Origin of the sequence: Pseudomonas taeanensis MS-3 (assembly GCF_000498575.2) — a bacterium.
Lineage (GTDB): Bacteria > Pseudomonadota > Gammaproteobacteria > Pseudomonadales > Pseudomonadaceae > Aquipseudomonas > Aquipseudomonas taeanensis.
In genome coordinates this window covers 1-17,932 of the sequence record NZ_AWSQ01000001.1, presented here as the reverse complement: position 1 = coordinate 17,932, position 17,932 = coordinate 1, and the positions used below count along the sequence as shown (strand labels likewise).

The 17,932-nt window shown below is 59.3% G+C and carries 20 protein-coding genes; 11 read left to right on the top strand and 9 right to left on the bottom strand.

What is annotated here, in order from left to right; all coding sequences use genetic code 11:
- The first annotated feature begins 8 nt into the window (after positions 1–8).
- The 3 genes from TMS3_RS00100 to trpC are packed head-to-tail and all read left to right on the top strand — an operon-like array spanning position 9 to position 2,481.
- A complete protein-coding gene (locus tag TMS3_RS00100) occupies positions 9–605 on the top strand; it encodes an aminodeoxychorismate/anthranilate synthase component II (protein WP_025163197.1) in 597 nt (198 codons plus the stop codon).
- On the top strand, positions 602–1,648 hold the full coding sequence (gene trpD / locus TMS3_RS00095; RefSeq protein WP_025163196.1) for an anthranilate phosphoribosyltransferase: 1,047 nt from the start codon (positions 602–604) through the stop codon (positions 1,646–1,648). Before TMS3_RS00100 ends, trpD begins: the two co-directional genes overlap by 4 nt.
- Positions 1,645–2,481: an indole-3-glycerol phosphate synthase TrpC gene (gene trpC, locus TMS3_RS00090; protein ID WP_025163195.1), complete on the top strand. Its 837-nt coding sequence runs from the start codon at positions 1,645–1,647 to the stop codon at positions 2,479–2,481. Before trpD ends, trpC begins: the two co-directional genes overlap by 4 nt.
- Before the next feature lie 54 nt (positions 2,482–2,535).
- On the opposite strand, the gene crp is transcribed toward trpC, so the two are convergent.
- A complete protein-coding gene (gene crp, locus TMS3_RS00085; protein WP_025163194.1) occupies positions 2,536–3,180 on the bottom strand; it encodes a cAMP-activated global transcriptional regulator CRP in 645 nt (214 codons plus the stop codon).
- A 235-nt stretch (positions 3,181–3,415) separates the two neighbouring features.
- Here crp and TMS3_RS00080 point away from each other — a divergent pair, with 235 nt between their 5' ends.
- Positions 3,416–3,838, top strand: a complete 423-nt coding sequence (locus TMS3_RS00080) for an OsmC family protein (protein ID WP_025163193.1) — start codon at positions 3,416–3,418, stop codon at positions 3,836–3,838.
- A gap of 219 nt (positions 3,839–4,057) precedes the next feature.
- Positions 4,058–4,852, top strand: a complete 795-nt coding sequence (speD, locus tag TMS3_RS00075; protein ID WP_025163192.1) for an adenosylmethionine decarboxylase — start codon at positions 4,058–4,060, stop codon at positions 4,850–4,852.
- A gap of 83 nt (positions 4,853–4,935) precedes the next feature.
- On the opposite strand, the gene coq7 is transcribed toward speD, so the two are convergent.
- Positions 4,936–5,583 (bottom strand): 2-polyprenyl-3-methyl-6-methoxy-1,4-benzoquinone monooxygenase, encoded by a 648-nt coding sequence (gene coq7, locus TMS3_RS00070; protein ID WP_025163191.1) that lies wholly within the window; start codon positions 5,581–5,583, stop codon positions 4,936–4,938.
- 153 nt (positions 5,584–5,736) lie between these two features.
- Complete coding sequence (locus TMS3_RS00065; RefSeq protein ID WP_025163190.1) at positions 5,737–6,075, bottom strand: histidine triad nucleotide-binding protein; 339 nt, start codon at positions 6,073–6,075, stop codon at positions 5,737–5,739.
- 88 nt (positions 6,076–6,163) lie between these two features.
- Between TMS3_RS00065 and TMS3_RS00060 the strand changes: the two genes are divergently transcribed.
- On the top strand, positions 6,164–7,651 hold the full coding sequence (locus TMS3_RS00060; RefSeq protein WP_025163189.1) for an AAA family ATPase: 1,488 nt from the start codon (positions 6,164–6,166) through the stop codon (positions 7,649–7,651).
- A gap of 11 nt (positions 7,652–7,662) precedes the next feature.
- On the opposite strand, the gene TMS3_RS00055 is transcribed toward TMS3_RS00060, so the two are convergent.
- The 4 genes from TMS3_RS00055 to hemJ all read right to left on the bottom strand — a co-directional run bounded on the left by TMS3_RS00055 (position 7,663) and on the right by hemJ (position 11,131).
- The gene (locus TMS3_RS00055) at positions 7,663–8,454 is read right to left on the bottom strand and encodes an SDR family NAD(P)-dependent oxidoreductase (RefSeq protein WP_025163188.1); all 792 of its coding nucleotides are present in this window, start codon (positions 8,452–8,454) and stop codon (positions 7,663–7,665) included.
- A 90-nt stretch (positions 8,455–8,544) separates the two neighbouring features.
- Entirely contained in the window at positions 8,545–9,540 is a 996-nt protein-coding gene (locus TMS3_RS00050; protein ID WP_025163187.1) for a DUF805 domain-containing protein, read from the bottom strand.
- Positions 9,541–9,707: 167 nt separating this feature from the next.
- Positions 9,708–10,670, bottom strand: a complete 963-nt coding sequence (locus TMS3_RS00045; protein ID WP_025163186.1) for an NAD(P)H-dependent flavin oxidoreductase — start codon at positions 10,668–10,670, stop codon at positions 9,708–9,710.
- A 32-nt stretch (positions 10,671–10,702) separates the two neighbouring features.
- Positions 10,703–11,131 (bottom strand): protoporphyrinogen oxidase HemJ, encoded by a 429-nt coding sequence (gene hemJ, locus TMS3_RS00040; RefSeq protein ID WP_025163185.1) that lies wholly within the window; start codon positions 11,129–11,131, stop codon positions 10,703–10,705.
- Positions 11,132–11,265: 134 nt separating this feature from the next.
- Here hemJ and argC point away from each other — a divergent pair, with 134 nt between their 5' ends.
- The 4 genes from argC to erpA all read left to right on the top strand — a co-directional run bounded on the left by argC (position 11,266) and on the right by erpA (position 13,878).
- The gene (gene argC, locus TMS3_RS00035; protein WP_025163184.1) at positions 11,266–12,300 is read left to right on the top strand and encodes an N-acetyl-gamma-glutamyl-phosphate reductase; all 1,035 of its coding nucleotides are present in this window, start codon (positions 11,266–11,268) and stop codon (positions 12,298–12,300) included.
- A complete protein-coding gene (locus TMS3_RS00030; protein WP_025163183.1) occupies positions 12,300–13,031 on the top strand; it encodes a DUF6776 family protein in 732 nt (243 codons plus the stop codon). The genes argC and TMS3_RS00030 overlap by 1 nt, the downstream gene beginning before the upstream one ends.
- 9 nt (positions 13,032–13,040) lie before the next feature.
- Positions 13,041–13,451, top strand: coding sequence for a bactofilin family protein (locus TMS3_RS00025; RefSeq protein WP_025163182.1), 411 nt, complete (start codon positions 13,041–13,043; stop codon positions 13,449–13,451).
- Positions 13,452–13,527: 76 nt separating this feature from the next.
- Complete coding sequence (erpA, locus tag TMS3_RS00020; protein ID WP_025163181.1) at positions 13,528–13,878, top strand: iron-sulfur cluster insertion protein ErpA; 351 nt, start codon at positions 13,528–13,530, stop codon at positions 13,876–13,878.
- Positions 13,879–13,955: 77 nt separating this feature from the next.
- Here the strand turns inward: erpA and TMS3_RS00015 are convergent, their stop codons facing one another.
- Together TMS3_RS00015 and TMS3_RS00010 are read right to left on the bottom strand one after the other, a co-directional pair.
- Complete coding sequence (locus TMS3_RS00015; protein ID WP_025163180.1) at positions 13,956–15,047, bottom strand: anhydro-N-acetylmuramic acid kinase; 1,092 nt, start codon at positions 15,045–15,047, stop codon at positions 13,956–13,958.
- A 5-nt stretch (positions 15,048–15,052) separates the two neighbouring features.
- Positions 15,053–16,492: a peptidoglycan DD-metalloendopeptidase family protein gene (locus TMS3_RS00010; protein WP_025163179.1), complete on the bottom strand. Its 1,440-nt coding sequence runs from the start codon at positions 16,490–16,492 to the stop codon at positions 15,053–15,055.
- Between the two features lie 213 nt (positions 16,493–16,705).
- Here TMS3_RS00010 and tyrS point away from each other — a divergent pair, with 213 nt between their 5' ends.
- On the top strand, positions 16,706–17,905 hold the full coding sequence (tyrS, locus tag TMS3_RS00005) for a tyrosine--tRNA ligase (RefSeq protein ID WP_025163178.1): 1,200 nt from the start codon (positions 16,706–16,708) through the stop codon (positions 17,903–17,905).
- Positions 17,906–17,932: the final 27 nt, after the last annotated feature.

The following is a 17,932-nucleotide window of genomic DNA, read 5'->3' as shown; positions in this document are numbered from 1 at the left end:
GTCTTGCCATGCTGCTGATGATCGACAATTACGACTCCTTTACCTACAACGTGGTGCAGTACCTCGGTGAGCTGGGTGCCGAGGTCAAAGTGATCCGCAATGACGAGCTGACGATCGCCGAGATCGAGGCGCTGAATCCCGAGCGCATCGTTGTTTCCCCAGGCCCCTGCACGCCGACCGAGGCCGGTGTGTCGCTGGCGGTGATCGAGCGCTTCGCCGGCAAGCTGCCGATTCTCGGCGTCTGCCTGGGCCACCAGAGCATCGGCCAGGCCTTCGGTGGCGATGTGGTGCGTGCGCGTCAGGTGATGCACGGCAAGACCAGTCCGGTATTCCATGAGGGCCTAGGTGTCTTCGCCGGGCTCAACAAGCCGCTGACGGTGACCCGCTATCATTCGCTGGTGGTCAAGCGCGAGACCCTGCCGGATTGCCTGGAAGTCACCGCCTGGACCCAGCTGGACGACGGCGCGGTGGATGAAATCATGGGGCTGCGGCACAAGACCCTGAACATCGAAGGTGTGCAGTTTCACCCCGAGTCTATTCTCACCGAGCAGGGACACGAGCTGTTTGCCAATTTCCTCAACCAACACGGAGGCGTGCGCGGATGAACATCAAGGAAGCCCTCAACCGGGTGGTCAGTCAGCTCGATCTCAGTACCGAGGAAATGCAGGACGTGATGCGCGAGATCATGACCGGGCAGTGCACTGACGCGCAGATCGGCGCCTTTCTTATGGGCTTGCGCATGAAGAGCGAGACCATCGACGAGATCACCGGTGCGGCCAGGCTGATGCGCGAACTGGCCTCGCCGGTGCAGATCAACGCCGAGCGTCTGGTCGATACCTGTGGCACCGGCGGCGATGGCATGAACATCTTCAACGTCTCCACGGCGGCGGCATTCGTCGTAGCGGCGGCGGGCGGCAAGGTGGCCAAGCATGGTAACCGCGCGGTCTCGGGCAAGAGCGGCAGCGCCGACTTGCTGGAATCTGCCGGGGTCTACCTGAATCTTACGCCTGCGCAAGTGGCCCGTTGTGTGGAACACGTTGGTGTCGGCTTCATGTTTGCGCCGGCCCACCACGGTGCGATGAAGCATGCCATAGGCCCGCGTCGTGAACTGGGCCTGCGTACCATCTTCAACATGCTCGGGCCGATGACCAATCCGGCTGGGGTCAAGCATCAGGTCATCGGCGTGTTCAGTCAGGCGCTGTGTCGGCCGCTGGCCGAGGTACTGCAACGATTGGGCAGTGAGCATGTGCTGGTGGTGCATGCGCAGGATGGTCTGGATGAGATCAGCCTGGCCGCGCCGACCTATGTGGCCGAGCTGAAAGGTGGCGTGGTCAGCGAGTACCGCATCCAGCCGGAGGACTTCGGCATCAAGAGCCAGAGCCTGATCGGGCTTACCGTGGAAACACCCGATGAATCCCTGGCGCTGATTCGCGACGCGCTGGGGCGGCGCAAGACCGAGGCCGGGCAGAAAGCTGTCGATATGATCGTGCTGAATGCCGGCGCCGCACTCTATGCCGCCGATCTGGCTAGCAGCCTCAAGCAGGGCATGGACATGGCCAACGATGCGTTGCATACCGGTCTGGCCTGGGAAAAGCTGCAAGAACTGGTGTCCTTCACCGCGGTATTCAAACAGGAGAATGAAGGGTGAGTCTGCCAACCGTTCTGGAAAATATTCTGGCCCGCAAGGCCGAAGAGGTGGCCGCCCGTCGCGCCGTAGTCAGTCTTGCCGAGGTCGAGCAGCAAGCGCGGGCCGCCGATGCGCCCCGTGGTTTCGCTCAGGCCTTGCTGGCCCAGGCCAAGCGCAAGCAGCCGGCGGTAATCGCCGAGATCAAGAAGGCCTCACCGAGCAAGGGCGTGCTGCGTGAGCAGTTCGTGCCAGCGGAACTGGCCCAGAGTTATCAGGCCGGTGGGGCGACCTGCTTGTCGGTGCTGACCGATGTGGATTTCTTTCAGGGCGCCGACCGTTATTTGCAGGAGGCCCGCAACGCCTGCACGCTGCCGGTAATTCGCAAGGACTTCATGATCGATCCGTATCAGATCGTCGAAGCGCGTGCCTTGGGTGCGGACTGCGTGTTGTTGATCGTCTCGGCGTTGTCCGATGCGCAGATGGCCGAGCTGGCGGCAACCGCCAAGGCTTACGAACTCGATGTGCTGGTGGAAGTGCACGATGGCGATGAGCTGGAGCGTGCGTTGAATACCCTGGATACGCCGTTGGTGGGGATCAACAACCGCAACCTGCACAGTTTCGAAGTGAGCCTGGAAACCACCCTCGACCTGTTGCCGCGGATACCACGCGACCGCCTGGTGGTGACCGAAAGTGGCATCCTCAATCGCGCCGATGTCGAGTTGATGGAAATCAGTGAGGTCTATGCCTTCCTGGTCGGTGAAGCGTTCATGCGTGCGGAAAATCCCGGCTCCGAGCTGGAGCGACTGTTCTTTCCAGGGGGCAAGCGGGTGGTCAACAGTCTGGATGTGGATTGACCCGCACGAATAAAAAAGCCGGCGCATGCGCCGGCTTTTTTAGCTCTGGAGTATTCAGCGGGTGCCAAACACCACCATGGTTTTGCCTTTGACGTGGACCAGTTCCTGCTCTTCCAAGGTCTTCAGCACGCGGCCAACCATCTCTCGCGAGCAGCCGACGATGCGGCCGATTTCCTGGCGGGTGATCTTGATCTGCATGCCGTCCGGATGGGTCATGGCGTCCGGTTGCTTGCACAGGTCGAGCAGGGTGCGCGCCACGCGCCCGGTGACATCGAGGAAAGCCAGGTCGCCGACCTTGCGCGTAGTGTTACGCAGGCGCTCGGCCATCTGGCTACCCAGGGCATAGAGGATGTCCGGGTCTTGCTGGGTCAGTTCACGAAATTTGGCGTAGCTGAGTTCAGCGACCTCGCACTCGGTTTTTGCCCTTACCCAGGCGCTGCGCTCTTTCTCCGCGCCTTCCTTTTCGAATAGGCCCATTTCGCCGAAAAAGTCGCCGGGGTTAAGGTAGGCGATGATCATTTCACGTCCATCGTCATCTTCGATCAGGATGGTGACCGAGCCTTTGACGATGAAGAACAGGGTTTCGCAACGATCGCCCGCGTAGATGATGGTACTTTTCGCCGTATACCGGCGGCGGTGACAGTGTGCGAGGAGTTTGTCGAGATTCTTGATTTTAGGTGTGAGGGTAATAGCGACCATGCCCGATTCCCGAATATAAAAAGATAAGCCTTTGTCCGACAGGCAAGTTTTTTATTAGTTATCCGGCTAAGTGTGCCAGTAATCCGACGCCAGCTTAACAGACGGTCCGTGACGGGGGCCGTTTTTGCGACCTGAGTAACACCTTGTCAGGGAACTTTTAGGTTATCAGCTGTATGTCGGGCGACAAAAAGCGCTGTGATAAGCTGCGTCCCTTTTTAACAGCGGAGGCATGGTAATGAAAGCGCGCATTCAGTGGGCCGGCGAAGCCCTGTTTCTCGGCGAGTCGGGCAGCGGCCATGCGGTAGTGATGGATGGTCCGCCAGAGAGCGGTGGGCGTAACCTGGGTGTGCGTCCCATGGAGATGTTGCTGATCGGTCTCGGTGGTTGTAGCAACTTCGATGTGGTCAGCATCCTGAAAAAATCCCGACAGCCGGTAGAGAGTTGCGAGGCCTTTGTTGAGGCCGAGCGCGCCAGTGAAGAGCCCAAGGTGTTTACCAAGATCCACCTGCACTTCGTGGTCAAGGGACGCGGCTTGAAAGAGGCGCAGGTCAAACGTGCGGTAGAGCTGTCGGCAGAGAAGTATTGCTCGGCTTCGATCATGCTTGGCCGTGCCGGAGTCGAGATCAGTCACGACTATGAAATCATCGAGCTGGGCTGAAATCCTGTGATCATTTGCATCGGCCGCGCTCTGGCGGCTGGTGCGCGTCATTTGCATCGTGGTGTCCCTGCTTTCCGGGCGCCTCGCGCTCCGTTCAAACAATCAAAATTCGCTAATGCGAAGAGGTGTTCATCGTCCTACGCAGGCGCGCATTGCGCACCTGACAGGCATACTCGATCACGCGGCCGGGCCGCATCCATATAGAGAGTTTCAACGGTGATGAAAAGCAAACTCAGGCTCCACGGGTTCAACAACCTGACGAAGACCTTGAGCTTCAACATCTATGACATCTGCTACGCGGAAACCGCGGAAGACCAGCAGGCCTACGTGCAGTACATCGACGAAGAGTACGATGCCGAACGCCTGACCCAGATTCTCACGGATGTTGTCGATATTATCGGCGCCAATATCCTCAACATCGCTCGCCAGGATTACGATCCGCAAGGCGCCAGCGTGACCATCCTGATTTCCGAGGAGCCGGTGGACCCGACGGAAAGTCAGATCGAGGAGTCGCCGGGTCCGTTGCCCGAGACGATTCTCGCTCATCTGGATAAGAGCCATATCACCGTGCACACCTATCCGGAGATTCATCCGGTGGATGGCATCGCCACCTTCCGTGTGGACATCGACGTGTCAACCTGTGGGGTGATTTCACCGCTCAAGGCGTTGAACTACCTGATCCACCAGTTTGACTCGGACATCGTCACCGTCGATTACCGCGTGCGCGGATTCACTCGTGATGTGGAAGGCAAGAAGCACTTCATCGACCACGAGATCAATTCGATCCAGAACTACCTCTCCGACGATACCCAGGCCGCGTACCAGATGACCGATGTCAACGTGTACCAGGAGAACCTGTTCCACACCAAGATGTTGCTCAAGGACTTCGAGCTGGACAACTATCTGTTTGGAGATGCCACCCGCAACTTGACCCCTGAGCTGCGCGCTCAGGTGGAGGAGCGCGTGCGACACGAGATGCTGGAGATCTTCTACGCGCGCAATATGCCGCGTTGATCTCGGCGCCAAGCGACTGTGCTTGGTTGAAGCTGGAAGCAAAAAGGGGCGCCTCAGGCGCCCCTTTTTTGCTCTGTGTGGATTTAGATGCGGTAGGTGCTTTGGGTCATCACCTTGGCAACCAGACTCATGCCGAACTTCACCGGTAACGGGAAGCGCAGGCCGCCGGCTTCCAGCGCGCTGGTGGCGTGCTGGGCCTCGTCTTCGCGCATCTGCTCGAGAATCGCCCGGGACTTTTCGTCACCTGCTGGGATCTGTTGCAAGTGATCGTCGAGGTGTTTGACCACTTGATCCTCGGTGGCGGCGACGAAACCCAGGCTGACCTTGTCGCTGATCAAACCAGCGACTGCACCCACACCAAATGACAAGCCATAGAACAATGGGTTGAGCACGCTGGGGTGGCTGCCGAGCTGGCGGATGCGCTGCTCACACCACGCCAGGTGATCGACTTCCTCGTCGGCAGCGTGCTCCATGGCCGTGCGAACCGCGGGTAGTTTGGCGGTCAGCGCTTGCCCTTGATACAGCGCCTGGGCGCATACCTCACCCGTGTGGTTGATGCGCATCAGCCCGGCAATGTGCTGCGTCGTGAGCTCATCCAGTTCGACTTCAGGCTGCACAATGGCCGGCGAGGGACGATTGGGTTGGCCACTGAAGGGCAGCAGGGTGCGCAGCGCCGCATCGGCCTGCAGCAACAGGCGATCTACGGGTGAATAATGACGTTCGTTGGCCATGGAACCTCCGGCGTGAGCAACGCGGCCCAGTTTACTCCAATCGTCGAGCATAGGCTTGAGCCAGGCCTGAGGCGTTTTGCCTCGCTACCAGCCAGGCCTGTGGGGCATATCGCCCAACTTCCGGGTGGTTGGCCGGCTCGGTAACGGTTTCGCTTAACCCGGTGGCCAGGTCATCTGGCGCTGACCGAGTACATGCATATGAATGTGGTGTACGGTTTGCCCGCCTTGATCATTGCAGTTCATCACCACGCGGAAGCCGGCCTCGCAGCCGAGTTCGTTGGCCAGGCGTTGAGCGGTGAAGAGCATGTGCCCGGTCAGGGCATTATCCTCTTCGGCAAGATCGTTCAGCGTGGGGATATGTTTCTTCGGGATGACAAGGAAGTGCACGGGCGCCTGGGGGCCAATATCGTGAAAGGCAAACACCTGGTCGTCTTCATAAAGCTTGCGCGCGGGTATTTCCCCGGCGACGATCTTGCAAAACAGACAGTCCATGGACAGTCTCCCGGCCTGTTGAAAGAAATCCGAGTTTAACGGTGGGAGTTTGCCCAGACCAGTGGCGGCGTGGGTACAAGGAGTTTGTGTGAAAAACGATATTCATGACCTGGGGCTGGTGCTCGATTCCAAGGTCAAGCTGGTCCTTATCGAGTCATGGGACGAAGTACGGGTGCTGGAAACCCTTACCGGGTTGGCAGTCAAGCGCGGGCTCGGCTTGCAGACCTGGTCGGTGACAGAGGGTCTGCAGCGTCTCGGCTTCGGTGGAGAGCCGCTGGGCGATGATCAGACCCAGGAGCCGGAGGCCGCCCTACGGCTGATCAAGGCCGATCCGTTGGCGAATCTCTACGTCATGTGCGACCTGCATCCATTCCTTGACGACAACCCCAAGCTGGTGCGCCTGCTCAAGGAGGTCGCCATGTGCGTCGGCGCAAACAAGCCGACACTGGTGCTGGTGTCCCACGCCTGCAAGTTGCCGCCGGACGTGCAGCGTTATGCCGCGCGCTTCAGCTTGGCCTTGCCTTCGGAAGATGAATTGCTGGCCATCGTTCGCGAGGAGGCCAGTCACTGGAGTGCGCGCAACCACAACGCCCGCGTGCGCACGGACAACCGCACCCTGCAGCAGGTGGTGAAGAACCTGCGCGGTCTGAGTCATGCCGAGGCGCGCATCCTGGCGCGTAACGTCATCTGCGATGACGGCGCCATTACTCAGGAAGACTTGCCTGAGCTGAACAAGACCAAGTTCCAGCTGCTGGATCTGGATGGGGTGTTGAGCTTCGAGTACGACACAGCACGGTTTGCCGAAGTTGGCGGGCTGAGCAATCTGAAACGCTGGTTGGCCGATCGTCAGGGCATCTTTCTCGAAGGCAAGGGCGTCGACTTGCCCAAGGGCGTGCTGCTGGTCGGGGTGCAGGGCGGCGGCAAGAGTCTGGCGGCCAAGGCGGTGGCCGGGCTGTGGGGCTTGCCGTTGCTGCGCTTGGACTTCGCCTGCCTGTACAATAAGTTTTTCGGCGAAACCGAGCGCAACCTGCGCGAGGCCTTGAAGCTGGCCGAGCAGATGGCGCCTTGTGTGCTGTGGATGGATGAGATCGAGAAGGGCCTGGCCAGTGGTGAGCACGACGGCGGCGTCAGCCAGCGTGTACTGGGGACCTTGCTGACCTGGATGAGCGAGCGCAAAGCACCGGTATTTATGGTGGCAACCGCCAACGTCATCGAACGCCTGCCGCCCGAGTTGGTGCGCAAGGGACGCTTCGATGAGCTGTTCTTCGTCGACTTGCCGGATGCGCAGGTGCGCCTGGAGATCTTCCGTATCCACCTGGCCCGGCGCGAGCTGGAGTCCGGCGATTTCGATATGAACCTGTTGGTGGCTGCCAGCGAAGGCTTTTCCGGAGCGGAGGTCGAACAGGTAGTGGTCAGTGCGCTGTACGCCGCACAGGCGCAGCAGAAAGTTGTCGATCAGGCCTTGCTGCTGCAGAGCATCCAGAACACGGCGCCGTTGTCAGTGGTCATGGCAGAAAATCTCAACGCCCTGCGCAGCTGGGCCGACGGCCGCACGGTGAATGCCAACAGCCCCTGAACCGGCAAGGCTCAGTCAGCGCGGGTGAAGCGTTGGTTGATCTTGCCCGCGGTTTTGCGTACCAGCCAGCGTGGGGCCCAGCGCGGCAGCATGGCCATCAGCTGATTGCGCCAGCCGGGGATGATGATCGCGCGTTTCTTCTCCAGCGCTCTGACCGTGATGAGCGCCACTTCCTCGGCGCTCATCAGTAATTTGCTGCTTTCCAGTGGTGCGCTATTAATCAGTGCGTTACGAAAGAAGGCGCTGCGTGTCGGTCCGGGGCACAGCACCGACACGCTGACGCCGTATTCCTTGAGCTCTTCACGCAGACCCTCGGAGAAGTGCAATACGTAGGCTTTGCTCGCGTAGTAATTGCTCATCCAGGCGCCAGGCTGAAAGCCCGCTACCGAGGCGACATTGAGGATTTGCCCGCTGCCTTGACCCGCCATGATAGTGCCGATGCTATGGCAGAGTCGGGCGAGGGCGAGGATGTTGACTTCGATCAGTTGCTGTTCGCGTTTCCAGTCCTGCGCGACAAAGGCGCCAGAGTTGCCCAGCCCTGCGTTGTTCACCAGCAGCTCGATGATCAGTTCGCTTTGCTCCAGTTCATGCAGCAAGCCGGACAACTGCAGTGGTTCGCTTAGGTCGCAGACCCGAAACAGTACCTCTACACCAAAGCGCTGGCTCAGTTCGTAGGCGATACTTTCCAGTGCATGACGTTGGCGCGCTACCAGGATCAAATTGCGCCCTCGGCGCGCCAGGGCTTCGGCCAAGGCCAGGCCGATACCGCTTGAAGCACCGGTGATCAGGGCATAACGGGGCATTGAGTTTCTCCGTGACGGGTCGGCTTCGACCACAGCGGCTGCCTAGGGTTGCCTGGGCCAGCAAGTTAGTTACCGCGGCCCAGTGACCGGTCAGTTGCTGGGTGTGCCCAGGGCGCCGAGATCGAGGCCGCTTAGGGCCAAGCCCAGCATGGCGAAGCCGCCGAGAAACAAACTCAGGACGCCGCCGAGCAGCAACGCCAGGAACAACCCGGCCAACACCTTGACCGCAGTACTGTTGGCCGGTTGTGGTGGGCCGAAGCGGTTGGCGCCAAGGGTGCCGGGAATCACCAGCATCAGCAACCAGAACACGCTGTTGATGAGGGGCACAATATTCAGCAGCAACAGCCAGCCGCTCCAGCCGATGTCATGCAAGCGCTGTGTGCCTATTTGCACACTGACCACCAGCATGCCGATCATGGCCGCGATGCCGAGCAAGCCGCCAAGTACCTCGGAGATACTGGCGGCGATGGCCACCACGCCCATGACGCCGCTGGTGGCGAACATCAGCACCAGCGACCAGGCCAGGTAGCGCAGGCGACCGATTCGTCCATCGGTGGAGAACACATTGAGCTCGCCGACTTCCGCCAAGGCCCCGCCGACGTCCGCCTGTGGCGGAGCATAGGGGGTGTTACTGGGGCTGCTGTCGCTGTTCGATGTGGCTGTCGATGCACTCTCGGCCAGCAAGGCTTGGCGAGCCAGGAATTTATCGATGATGACCCCGCATGCCGTGCATTCTGCTGTTTTGGCTTGCTGTTTACCGCATTTGGGGCAGGTCATTTCGATGCCACTAACTGTGTCGGTTGCTACAGCGGGGTTGTGCTGTTCGGTTTCCACCAGGGTTAGGCTGGCTGCCAGGTCCGGCTCCTTGCGCGCGTTCGCGCCAGCGCGTTGCAAGGCCGCCAGATACTGGTCGGCCTCGCTTTCACCCAAGTCGCGTTTGAGGGCGAAGGTGCTACCGCTGAACAGGCTATTGATGCGTGTGCGGTCACTCTTGAACAGGCGGGCCAGGTTGTCTTTGGCGGTTTCAAGAGCCACTTCGGGCATCAGTTCACCATTGAAGACAATCTTGAAACGGGCTTGGGTCATGCGGGGCTTCCTTGTCGGCGCCGTGGGGGAATAATCAAGATAGCCCAGTGGGCGTGGCGTTCGCCAAACAAACTGCTCAGGGAACGTCTTTGCTGACTGCATGGAGGTCGGCTGGGCGTTGCAGTCGGCGAGTCGCCTCCTAGCGCTGGGTTAAACAGACGCAGGCCTTAGCGTAGCCAGCCATTTTTCAGGTGCTGGGCTTGGCTGTGTGCGGCGCGATATTCGCGATCCAGGCGCGCGACCAGTGCCTCGACCGTTGGCAGGTCACCGATTGCGCCGACGCCTTGGCCGGCCGACCACACGGTTTTCCAGGCTTTGGCCTCGTCGCTGATCGGCTTGAGCTTCTCGCCGTAATTGACCTCGGCCTTGTTCTGCAGTTGGTCCAGGTCGTAGCCGGCGAGCTCCAGGCTGCGGCGCATGAAGCTGGCCGGCACGCCGGAGACTGCCGGGGTGTGGATGATGTCGGCGGCTTTGGCATCGACGATCATCTGTTTGTAAGCCGTAGTGGCATTGTTCTCCTGGGTGGCGATAAAGCGCGTGCCAAGGTAAGCCAGGTCGGCGCCGAGCAACTGTGCGGCGAGGATTTCATGACCCCGGTTGAGGCAACCGGCGAGCAGCAGGGTCTTGTCGAAAAACTGGCGTATTTCGGCAATCAGCGCGAATGGACTCCAGGTGCCGGCATGCCCACCTGCACCTGCAGCCACGGCGATCAAACCGTCGACTCCGGCTTGCGCCGCTTTCTCCGCATGGCGGCGGGTGGTCACGTCATGGAACACCAGGCCGCCATAGCTATGCACCGCATCGACCACTTCTTTCACCGCGCCGAGACTGGTAATGACGATGGGCACACGGTGCTCTACGCAGATCGCCAGATCCGCCTGCAGGCGTGGATTACTGCCATGCACGATCAGGTTAACGGCGTAGGGCGCCGATTCGGGAGTAAGCCCAGCTTCGATCTCTTCCAGCCAGGTGTTAAAGCCGCTGCTGTCACGCTGATTCAGCGCCGGGAAGCTGCCAACAATACCGCTTTGACAGCAGGCCAGTACCAGTTGTGGGTTGGATACCAGAAACATCGGGGCGGCGACCACTGGCAGACGCAAGCGTTGTTCGAGCAGGGTAGGCAGGGACATGGCGGCACCTTTGACTGAGTAATGTGGCAGGATCAGAACGGACGAACGACCACCAGGATGACAATGGCGATCAGGGCGAGTACGGGGGCTTCATTGAACCAGCGATAGAACACATGGCTGCGTTGGTTTTCGCCACGAGCGAAGCGCTTGAGCTGGGCGCCGCAGGCATGGTGGTAACCGATCAGCAAGAGTACCAGGGTGAGTTTGGCGTGCATCCAGCCTTGGCTGAGGTAAAGGCTCGGGTTGAGACTGAGCAGCCAGATGCCGAAAACCAGGGTGGCGATCATCGACGGCAACATGATGCCGCGGTACAGCTTGCGCTCCATCACGCAGAAACGTTGGCGGCTGGCCTCGTCTTCACTCATCGCGTGATAGACGAACAGGCGTGGCAGGTAGAACAGCCCGGCGAACCAGCAGACCATGGCGATGATGTGCAGGGCTTTTAGCCACAGGTAGAGCATTTTTCGACTTCCGCGTGATTAAAGTGCCTCGATAGTAGTGGGCGATGCTGCATACGTCATCACCAGCGGTTGGCCCCTGGCCGAAGCGGCTTTATCATCGGCAGCTTTCCAATGGCATTTTCAAGGGGCAAGTGATGATCAAGGTCGGGATCGTTGGCGGCACGGGTTACACCGGTGTCGAACTGCTGCGACTGTTGGCGCAGCATCCGCAGGCGCACGTCGAAGTCATCACTTCACGCTCCGAAGCGGGCTTGCGCGTCGACGAGATGTATCCGAATCTGCGCGGGCATTACGCCGACCTGGCGTTCAGCGTGCCGGATGTGGCGACGCTGGGTGCCTGCGATGTGGTGTTCTTCGCCACCCCGCACGGGGTGGCTCACGCCTTGGCCGGTGAGCTGCTGGCGGCCGGCACCAAGGTCATCGACTTGTCCGCTGACTTCCGTCTGCAAGACGCCGAAGAGTGGGCTAAATGGTATGGCCAGCCGCATGGCGCCCCGGATCTGCTGCCTGAGGCTGTGTATGGGCTGCCGGAGGTCAATCGCGAGGCGATCAAAACGGCGCGCCTGATCGCGGTACCCGGATGTTACCCAACCGCGGCGCAGCTGGGCCTGATTCCCCTGCTGGAAGCCGGCCTGGCCGACACAGGGCAATTGATCGCCGACTGCAAGTCCGGGGTCAGCGGCGCCGGACGTGGTGCCAGCGTAGGATCGCTGTTCAGCGAGGCCGGCGAAAGCATGAAGGCCTATGGGGTCAAAGGCCATCGCCACTTGCCGGAAATTCGACAGGGCTTGCGCCGGGCTGCCGGTGCTGAAGTTGGTCTGACCTTCGTGCCGCATCTGACGCCGATGATTCGCGGTATTCACGCCACTCTGTACGCAACCGTGATGGATAGGTCGGTCGACCTGCAGGCGTTGTTCGAGCAGCGTTACGACCAAGAGCCGTTCGTTGATGTGATGCCCGCCGGCAGTCACCCCGAGACCCGCAGCGTGCGCGGTGCCAACGTCTGCCGCATTGCCGTGCACCGGCCGCAGGACGGTGACCTGGTTGTGGTGCTGTCGGTGATCGACAACCTGGTCAAGGGGGCCTCGGGGCAGGCGCTACAGAACATGAATATCCTCTTTGGCCTCGACGAGCGTCTCGGCTTGGCGCATGCGGCCATGCTGCCCTGATGGCCGGCTGGGAAGTCCGGCCGAGCGACCCGCGCGCTGCCAGGCGCATGCGTCTGGCCCTGTGGATGTTGGTGCTGGCGCTTCCTGCCGTGTTCTATGCCGGGGGCTGGTGGCAGACACGCCATATGCAAGTGGTTGTGGAGGAGCGGCAGTCACTGCAGGTTCGCTTGGCTGAGCAAGAACAGGAAGTGGAGGGGTTGCGCCAGCGCCTGGCGGTTGTGTCCAGCGGCGAAAAAGTCGCGCAGCAAGCTAACGAGCAGAGTCGCCTGACTATCAAACTGCTCGAGGAGCAGATATTCAAGCAACAGCAAGACCTGGCTTTCTACAAGGGAGTGTTAGCCCCGGCGAGTCGACGAAAGGGGCTGAGGATTCGCACCTTTGAGTTGCAGGCCACGGACACACCTCAGCTATTTCGCTACAAATTGCTGCTCAGCCGGGTGGGCAAGGACGAAAAACTCTTGGAGGGGAAGTTGCAGGTGACTGTGGAGGGTGTGCAGGGCGACAAGCAGGTCAGTCTGGAATTGGCGACCTTGACCCAGGGGCTGCCTGATCAGTTGGATGACCAAGTGATTCACTTCGCGTTCAAGCACTTCCAGGCCATTCCCGAAGCCGGACGTTTCGCCGAGCTGAAGTTACCTGACGGCTTTATGCCGCGTCAGGTCAAGGTGCGCGCCGAAATCAAAGGTGAGAAACCGCTGGAGCGTACATTCAAATGGATCGACCAAGAGTGACTGTTGTATATGTGGAATAAAGACAAAAGCAGAGCTGACCTACAACGCTTTACCGGCAAGACCAGCTTGATCGCTGCAGGGGCTGAGCTGAGTGGCGACTTGCAGTTTCAGGGGGCGGTGCAGGTCGATGGTCGAGTAAGTGGTAATTTGCTGGCCACTGACGGCATGGCGCGAATCAGTGTCGAAGGGTTGGTCGAGGGCGACGTTCGCGCTCCCCGTATAGTGATCGACGGCGAGGTGATCGGTGATGTTCATGCCAGCGAACACTTGGAATTGGGCGCCCGTGCGCGGGTGCGCGGAAACCTCTATTACGGCTTGATGGAGATGGCCATGGGCGCGCAGATCGAAGGGAGCTTGTGCCACCTGAAAGATCAATCGCGCCCGTTGGAGTTGCCGGAAAGATTGGACGATGCACAATAGTTGACCGCTTTTGTAGGGTAAGCGGATAATGCAGGGCCCAACGCAGTATGGCGCTTAGCGCCGGGAGATAGTCAGCATGAGCGTCGAAACCTTCACCCCTACAGCTTTGCAATTCACGCAGGGCGCCGCGAGCAAGGTGAAGAGCCTGGTCGATGAAGAGGGGAACCCTCGCCTGAAGTTGCGCGTATTCGTTACGGGTGGCGGTTGTTCGGGCTTCCAGTATGGCTTTACCTTCGATGAAGACGTCGCCGATGACGACACCATCGTCGAGCGCGAGGGGGTGAGTCTGGTGGTTGACCCCATGAGCTTCCAGTATCTGGCGGGTGCCGAAGTGGATTATCAGGAAGGCCTGGAAGGCTCGCGCTTCGTGATCAAGAATCCGAACGCCACCACGACCTGTGGTTGCGGCTCGTCCTTTTCGATCTGATCGTAAGCGAAGAGTCGATGCTCACGCCGCGCCTTGTGCGCGGCGTTGTCGTTTCTGGGGGGCTGTGAAAGCAGTGCTCAGGCGGGGTAGATCGCCCCAAGTACTCTCAGCCCTCGTGCGCCCGTCACGCTCGGGCGATTCGCCGGAATAGCTTCAAGGCAGCAGTGCGCGAGCCAGGCGAAGGCCATGGCTTCCACCCAGTCTGCGGGTACGCCATGAACTGCCGTGCTGTTGACCGCGCAGCCGGGCAGCAGGTCGCTCAAACGTTGCATTAACGCGCGGTTGTTCGCGCCTCCACCACACACCAACAGCTCTTCCGTCTGAGGTTGGGCACCTTGCAGTGCGGTAACAATGCTCGATGCAGTCAACTCTAGCAGCGTTGCTTGAATATCTGCTTCTGGGTAGTCGGGGAGGTGGCCCAGGTGTCGTTCAAGCCACTCCAGGTTGAACAGTTCGCGACCTGTACTCTTCGGGCCCTGGGTCTGGAAGTAGGGGGCGCTCTGCAGGGCGTGCAGCAAGTGCGGTTGAACTTGTCCGCTGGCAGCCCAGGCACCGTCCCTGTCGAAGCGCTCGCCGCGCTGGCGCTGGATCCAGGCATCCAGTAGGACATTGCCTGGGCCGCAATCGAAGCCATGTACGGCCTGGCCAGGTGTTAGCAGGCTAAGGTTGCTGAACCCGCCAATATTCAGCACCGCTCGGTGGCTGCGCTGGTCATCGAACAAGGCTTCATGAAAGGCCGGCACCAGAGGAGCGCCTTGCCCGCCAGCGGAAATGTCACGGCGGCGAAAGTCACTTATCACGCAGATCCCGGTGAGTTCGGCGAGCAGGGCGGGGTTGCCGATCTGGATGGTGAAGCCGCGTGCCGGCTCGTGGCGCACGGTCTGACCGTGGCTACCTATCGCACGAATCGCCTCAGGTTTGAGTCGATGCAGCTCCAGCAGCTCACTGATGCCATGAGCTGCCAGCTGTACCCAACGCTGCTCGGCCATAGCGGCCCTTGCCAATTCATCGGGGCCTGACGAACACAACGAAAGTAGCTCGTCGTGCAGCTCAGTCGGCATGGGTAGGTAATGAGTTGCTAGGAGGGTGGTCTTGTCGCTCTGTTCGATCAGGGCGATATCCAGGCCGTCCAGGCTGGTGCCGGACATCACCCCCAGGTAGTACGGCACCGCAATCAGCGCTTGTTCAGGGCGAGCAGGGTGGACTTCTCCTGGTCCATCCGCGCCATCAGCGGTTTGCTCAGTTGCATGAAGCGAGCTTTCTCGCTGCTGGCGATCGGGTCGGACATGGGCAGTTTTTGGCTCAGCGGGTCGACATGAACGCCATTGACCTGGAATTCGTAATGCAGGTGCGGGCCCGTGGACAGGCCTGTGGTGCCGATGTAGCCAATGATTTGCCCTTGCTTCACATTGCCGCCAGTGCGGATGCCTTTGGCGAAACCCTGCATGTGTGCATACAACGTGCGATAGCGACTGCCGTGTTGCAGAACGACAGCGTTGCCGTACCCGCCTTTGCGTCCCGCGAGGGCAATCTTTCCATCGCCGGCGGCCTTGATCGGTGTGCCGCGCGGAGCTGCGTAATCAACCCCTTTGTGTGCACGGATTTTATTGAGGATCGGGTGACGGCGTCCGTTGGAAAAGCGCGAGCTGATGCGGGCGAAATCAACGGGGGTGCGGATGAAGGCTTTACGCATGCTCTCGCCGTTGGCGTTGTAGTAGCTGGTGCTGCCTTGTTTGTTGGTGTAGCGCACGGCGGTAAAGGTTTTGCCGCGGTTGGTAAAACGTGCCGAGAGAATGTTGCCGGTGTCGACCCGCTTGCCGTTCACTACCTTTTCTTCGTAGACGAGCTCAAATTCGTCGCCTTTGCGAATGTCCATGGCGAAGTCGATGTCGTAACCGAAGACATTAGCCAGTTCCATGGTCAAACCATGTGACAGTCCCGCGCGCTTGGCGGAGAGAAACAGCGAGCTATTGATCATGCCGTGAGCGTAGGCAGTCCTGACGTCTGGCTTGACCAGCTCGCGTTTGAAAGAGAAACCTTTGGCGCTCTTGGCCAGGCTGATGCTTTCCAGGTCGTTCAATTTGCTGTGCAAGCTTTCGAGTTGGCCGTCTGCGCTCAGCTGGAACTCCAGTTCCTGGCCAACCTTAAGGCGACTGAACTGCTTGGCTTCTTTGCTGCTGCTCAGCGCTTCATGCAAAGCATTGGCGGACAGGCCGACTTTGGCAAATACCGTGGAAAGGGTATCGCCATTCGCAACGCTAATGATCTTGTGGCTGGGGTCGGCAGGGGTATCGCTAAGGTTGGGAGCTGTGTCCGTGTCCTTTATAGCTGCATTTTGCTCGGCGGGACGCTGACTAGCTGATGTGCTTTCGATCTTGGCGAAGGGCGAGGCGGCCTTACCCTCCAGGTCAGAGTCGAGTGGCGGAGCATCGTTTTCCGGCACCACAAGTGCAGGGCTAGTGTCGAGTTCCAGGCCAAGATAGGTTCGCTTGGCTTCGACTTCGCGAGACGGGAATACGAGTAAGGACAAACTGAGCAGTGCAGCTACGCCGCTGGCAGCCAAGATATGGCTTTTCGGGTACAGAGGCGGCGCTTTGGTCGTTTTAGAGGTCATAGGCTGCTTTTGACTTTGAAAAGATGGATAGAAGAGATGAAAAAAATGATGAATATGCAGTAACTGTATAAAATATAACCAAATCGTCTACGAGGCAACCCTGAGCGTGTTCTTGAGTTGTTGGTGTGCGTGGGTGCTGGGCAAAACTTGTTATTTGTCCGCGATATTGTATGGTTGGTTCCCTTTGATTTTTGAGTGGTCGTGAGCCCTGTTATGAAGTCGGTTGAAGAGCAGCTGGCGCTGATCAAGCGCGGTGCAGAAGAGGTTCTGGTTGAGTCCGAGCTAGTTGAAAAGCTCAAGCGCGGTCAGCCGCTACGAATTAAAGCAGGCTTCGATCCGACAGCCCCTGATCTCCATCTTGGGCATACCGTGCTGATCAATAAGCTGCGCCAGTTTCAGGAGTTGGGGCATCAGGTGATTTTCCTGATTGGCGACTTCACTGGCATGATCGGTGATCCGAGCGGCAAGAGCGCAACTCGACCTCCGCTGACTCGAGAGCAAGTGCTGGCGAATGCCGAGACGTACAAAAGCCAGGTGTTCAAAATTCTTGATCCGTCGAAGACTGAAGTGGCGTTCAACTCCGCGTGGATGGACAAGATGGGGCCGGCTGATTTCATTCGTCTGACCTCGCAGTACACCGTTGCTCGCATGCTCGAGCGCGATGATTTCAGTAAGCGCTACTCGACCCAGCAGCCGATTGCCATCCATGAGTTCCTTTACCCGTTGGTGCAAGGATATGACTCGGTTGCTCTGCGAGCGGATGTTGAGCTGGGAGGGACGGATCAGAAGTTCAACTTGCTCATGGGGCGTGAGCTTCAGCGCGGCTATGGTCAGGTTTCGCAGTGTGTAGTCACCATGCCCCTGCTTGAAGGCTTGGATGGCGTGAAGAAGATGTCCAAGTCTCTGGGCAACTACATCGGTATTCAGGAAGCCCCGGGCGTCATGTACAACAAGCTGGTCTCCATGCCTGATGCGCTTATGTGGCGTTATTTCGAGCTGCTCAGCTTCCGCTCGATGGAAGAGATTGCGCAATTCAAGAGTGATGTCGAGAAGGGCGCCAATCCGCGTGATGTCAAAATTAAGTTGGCTGAAGAGATCGTCGCGCGCTTTCACGGCGAGGAGGCTGCTGCCAGTGCTCATCGTTCGGCGGGTAATCGCATGAAAGAGGGTGAGCTGCCTGAGGACCTGCCGGAGGTAGAAGTAATGGCGGCTGAGGATATGCCGATTGCGGCACTGCTTAATAAGGCCGGGTTAGTGAAGAATTCGGCCATGGCGCGTGATCTGCTAGGTGCCGGGGGGGTGCGGGTAGATGGTCAGGTTGTCGATCGCTCCTATATATATAAGGTAGGTGCTACGCATGTTTGTCAGGCTGGCAAGAAGGCTTTTGCGCGCATCACGTTGAAATTGGAATAGCTCCTTAAATAAGCGTTGACGTGGATT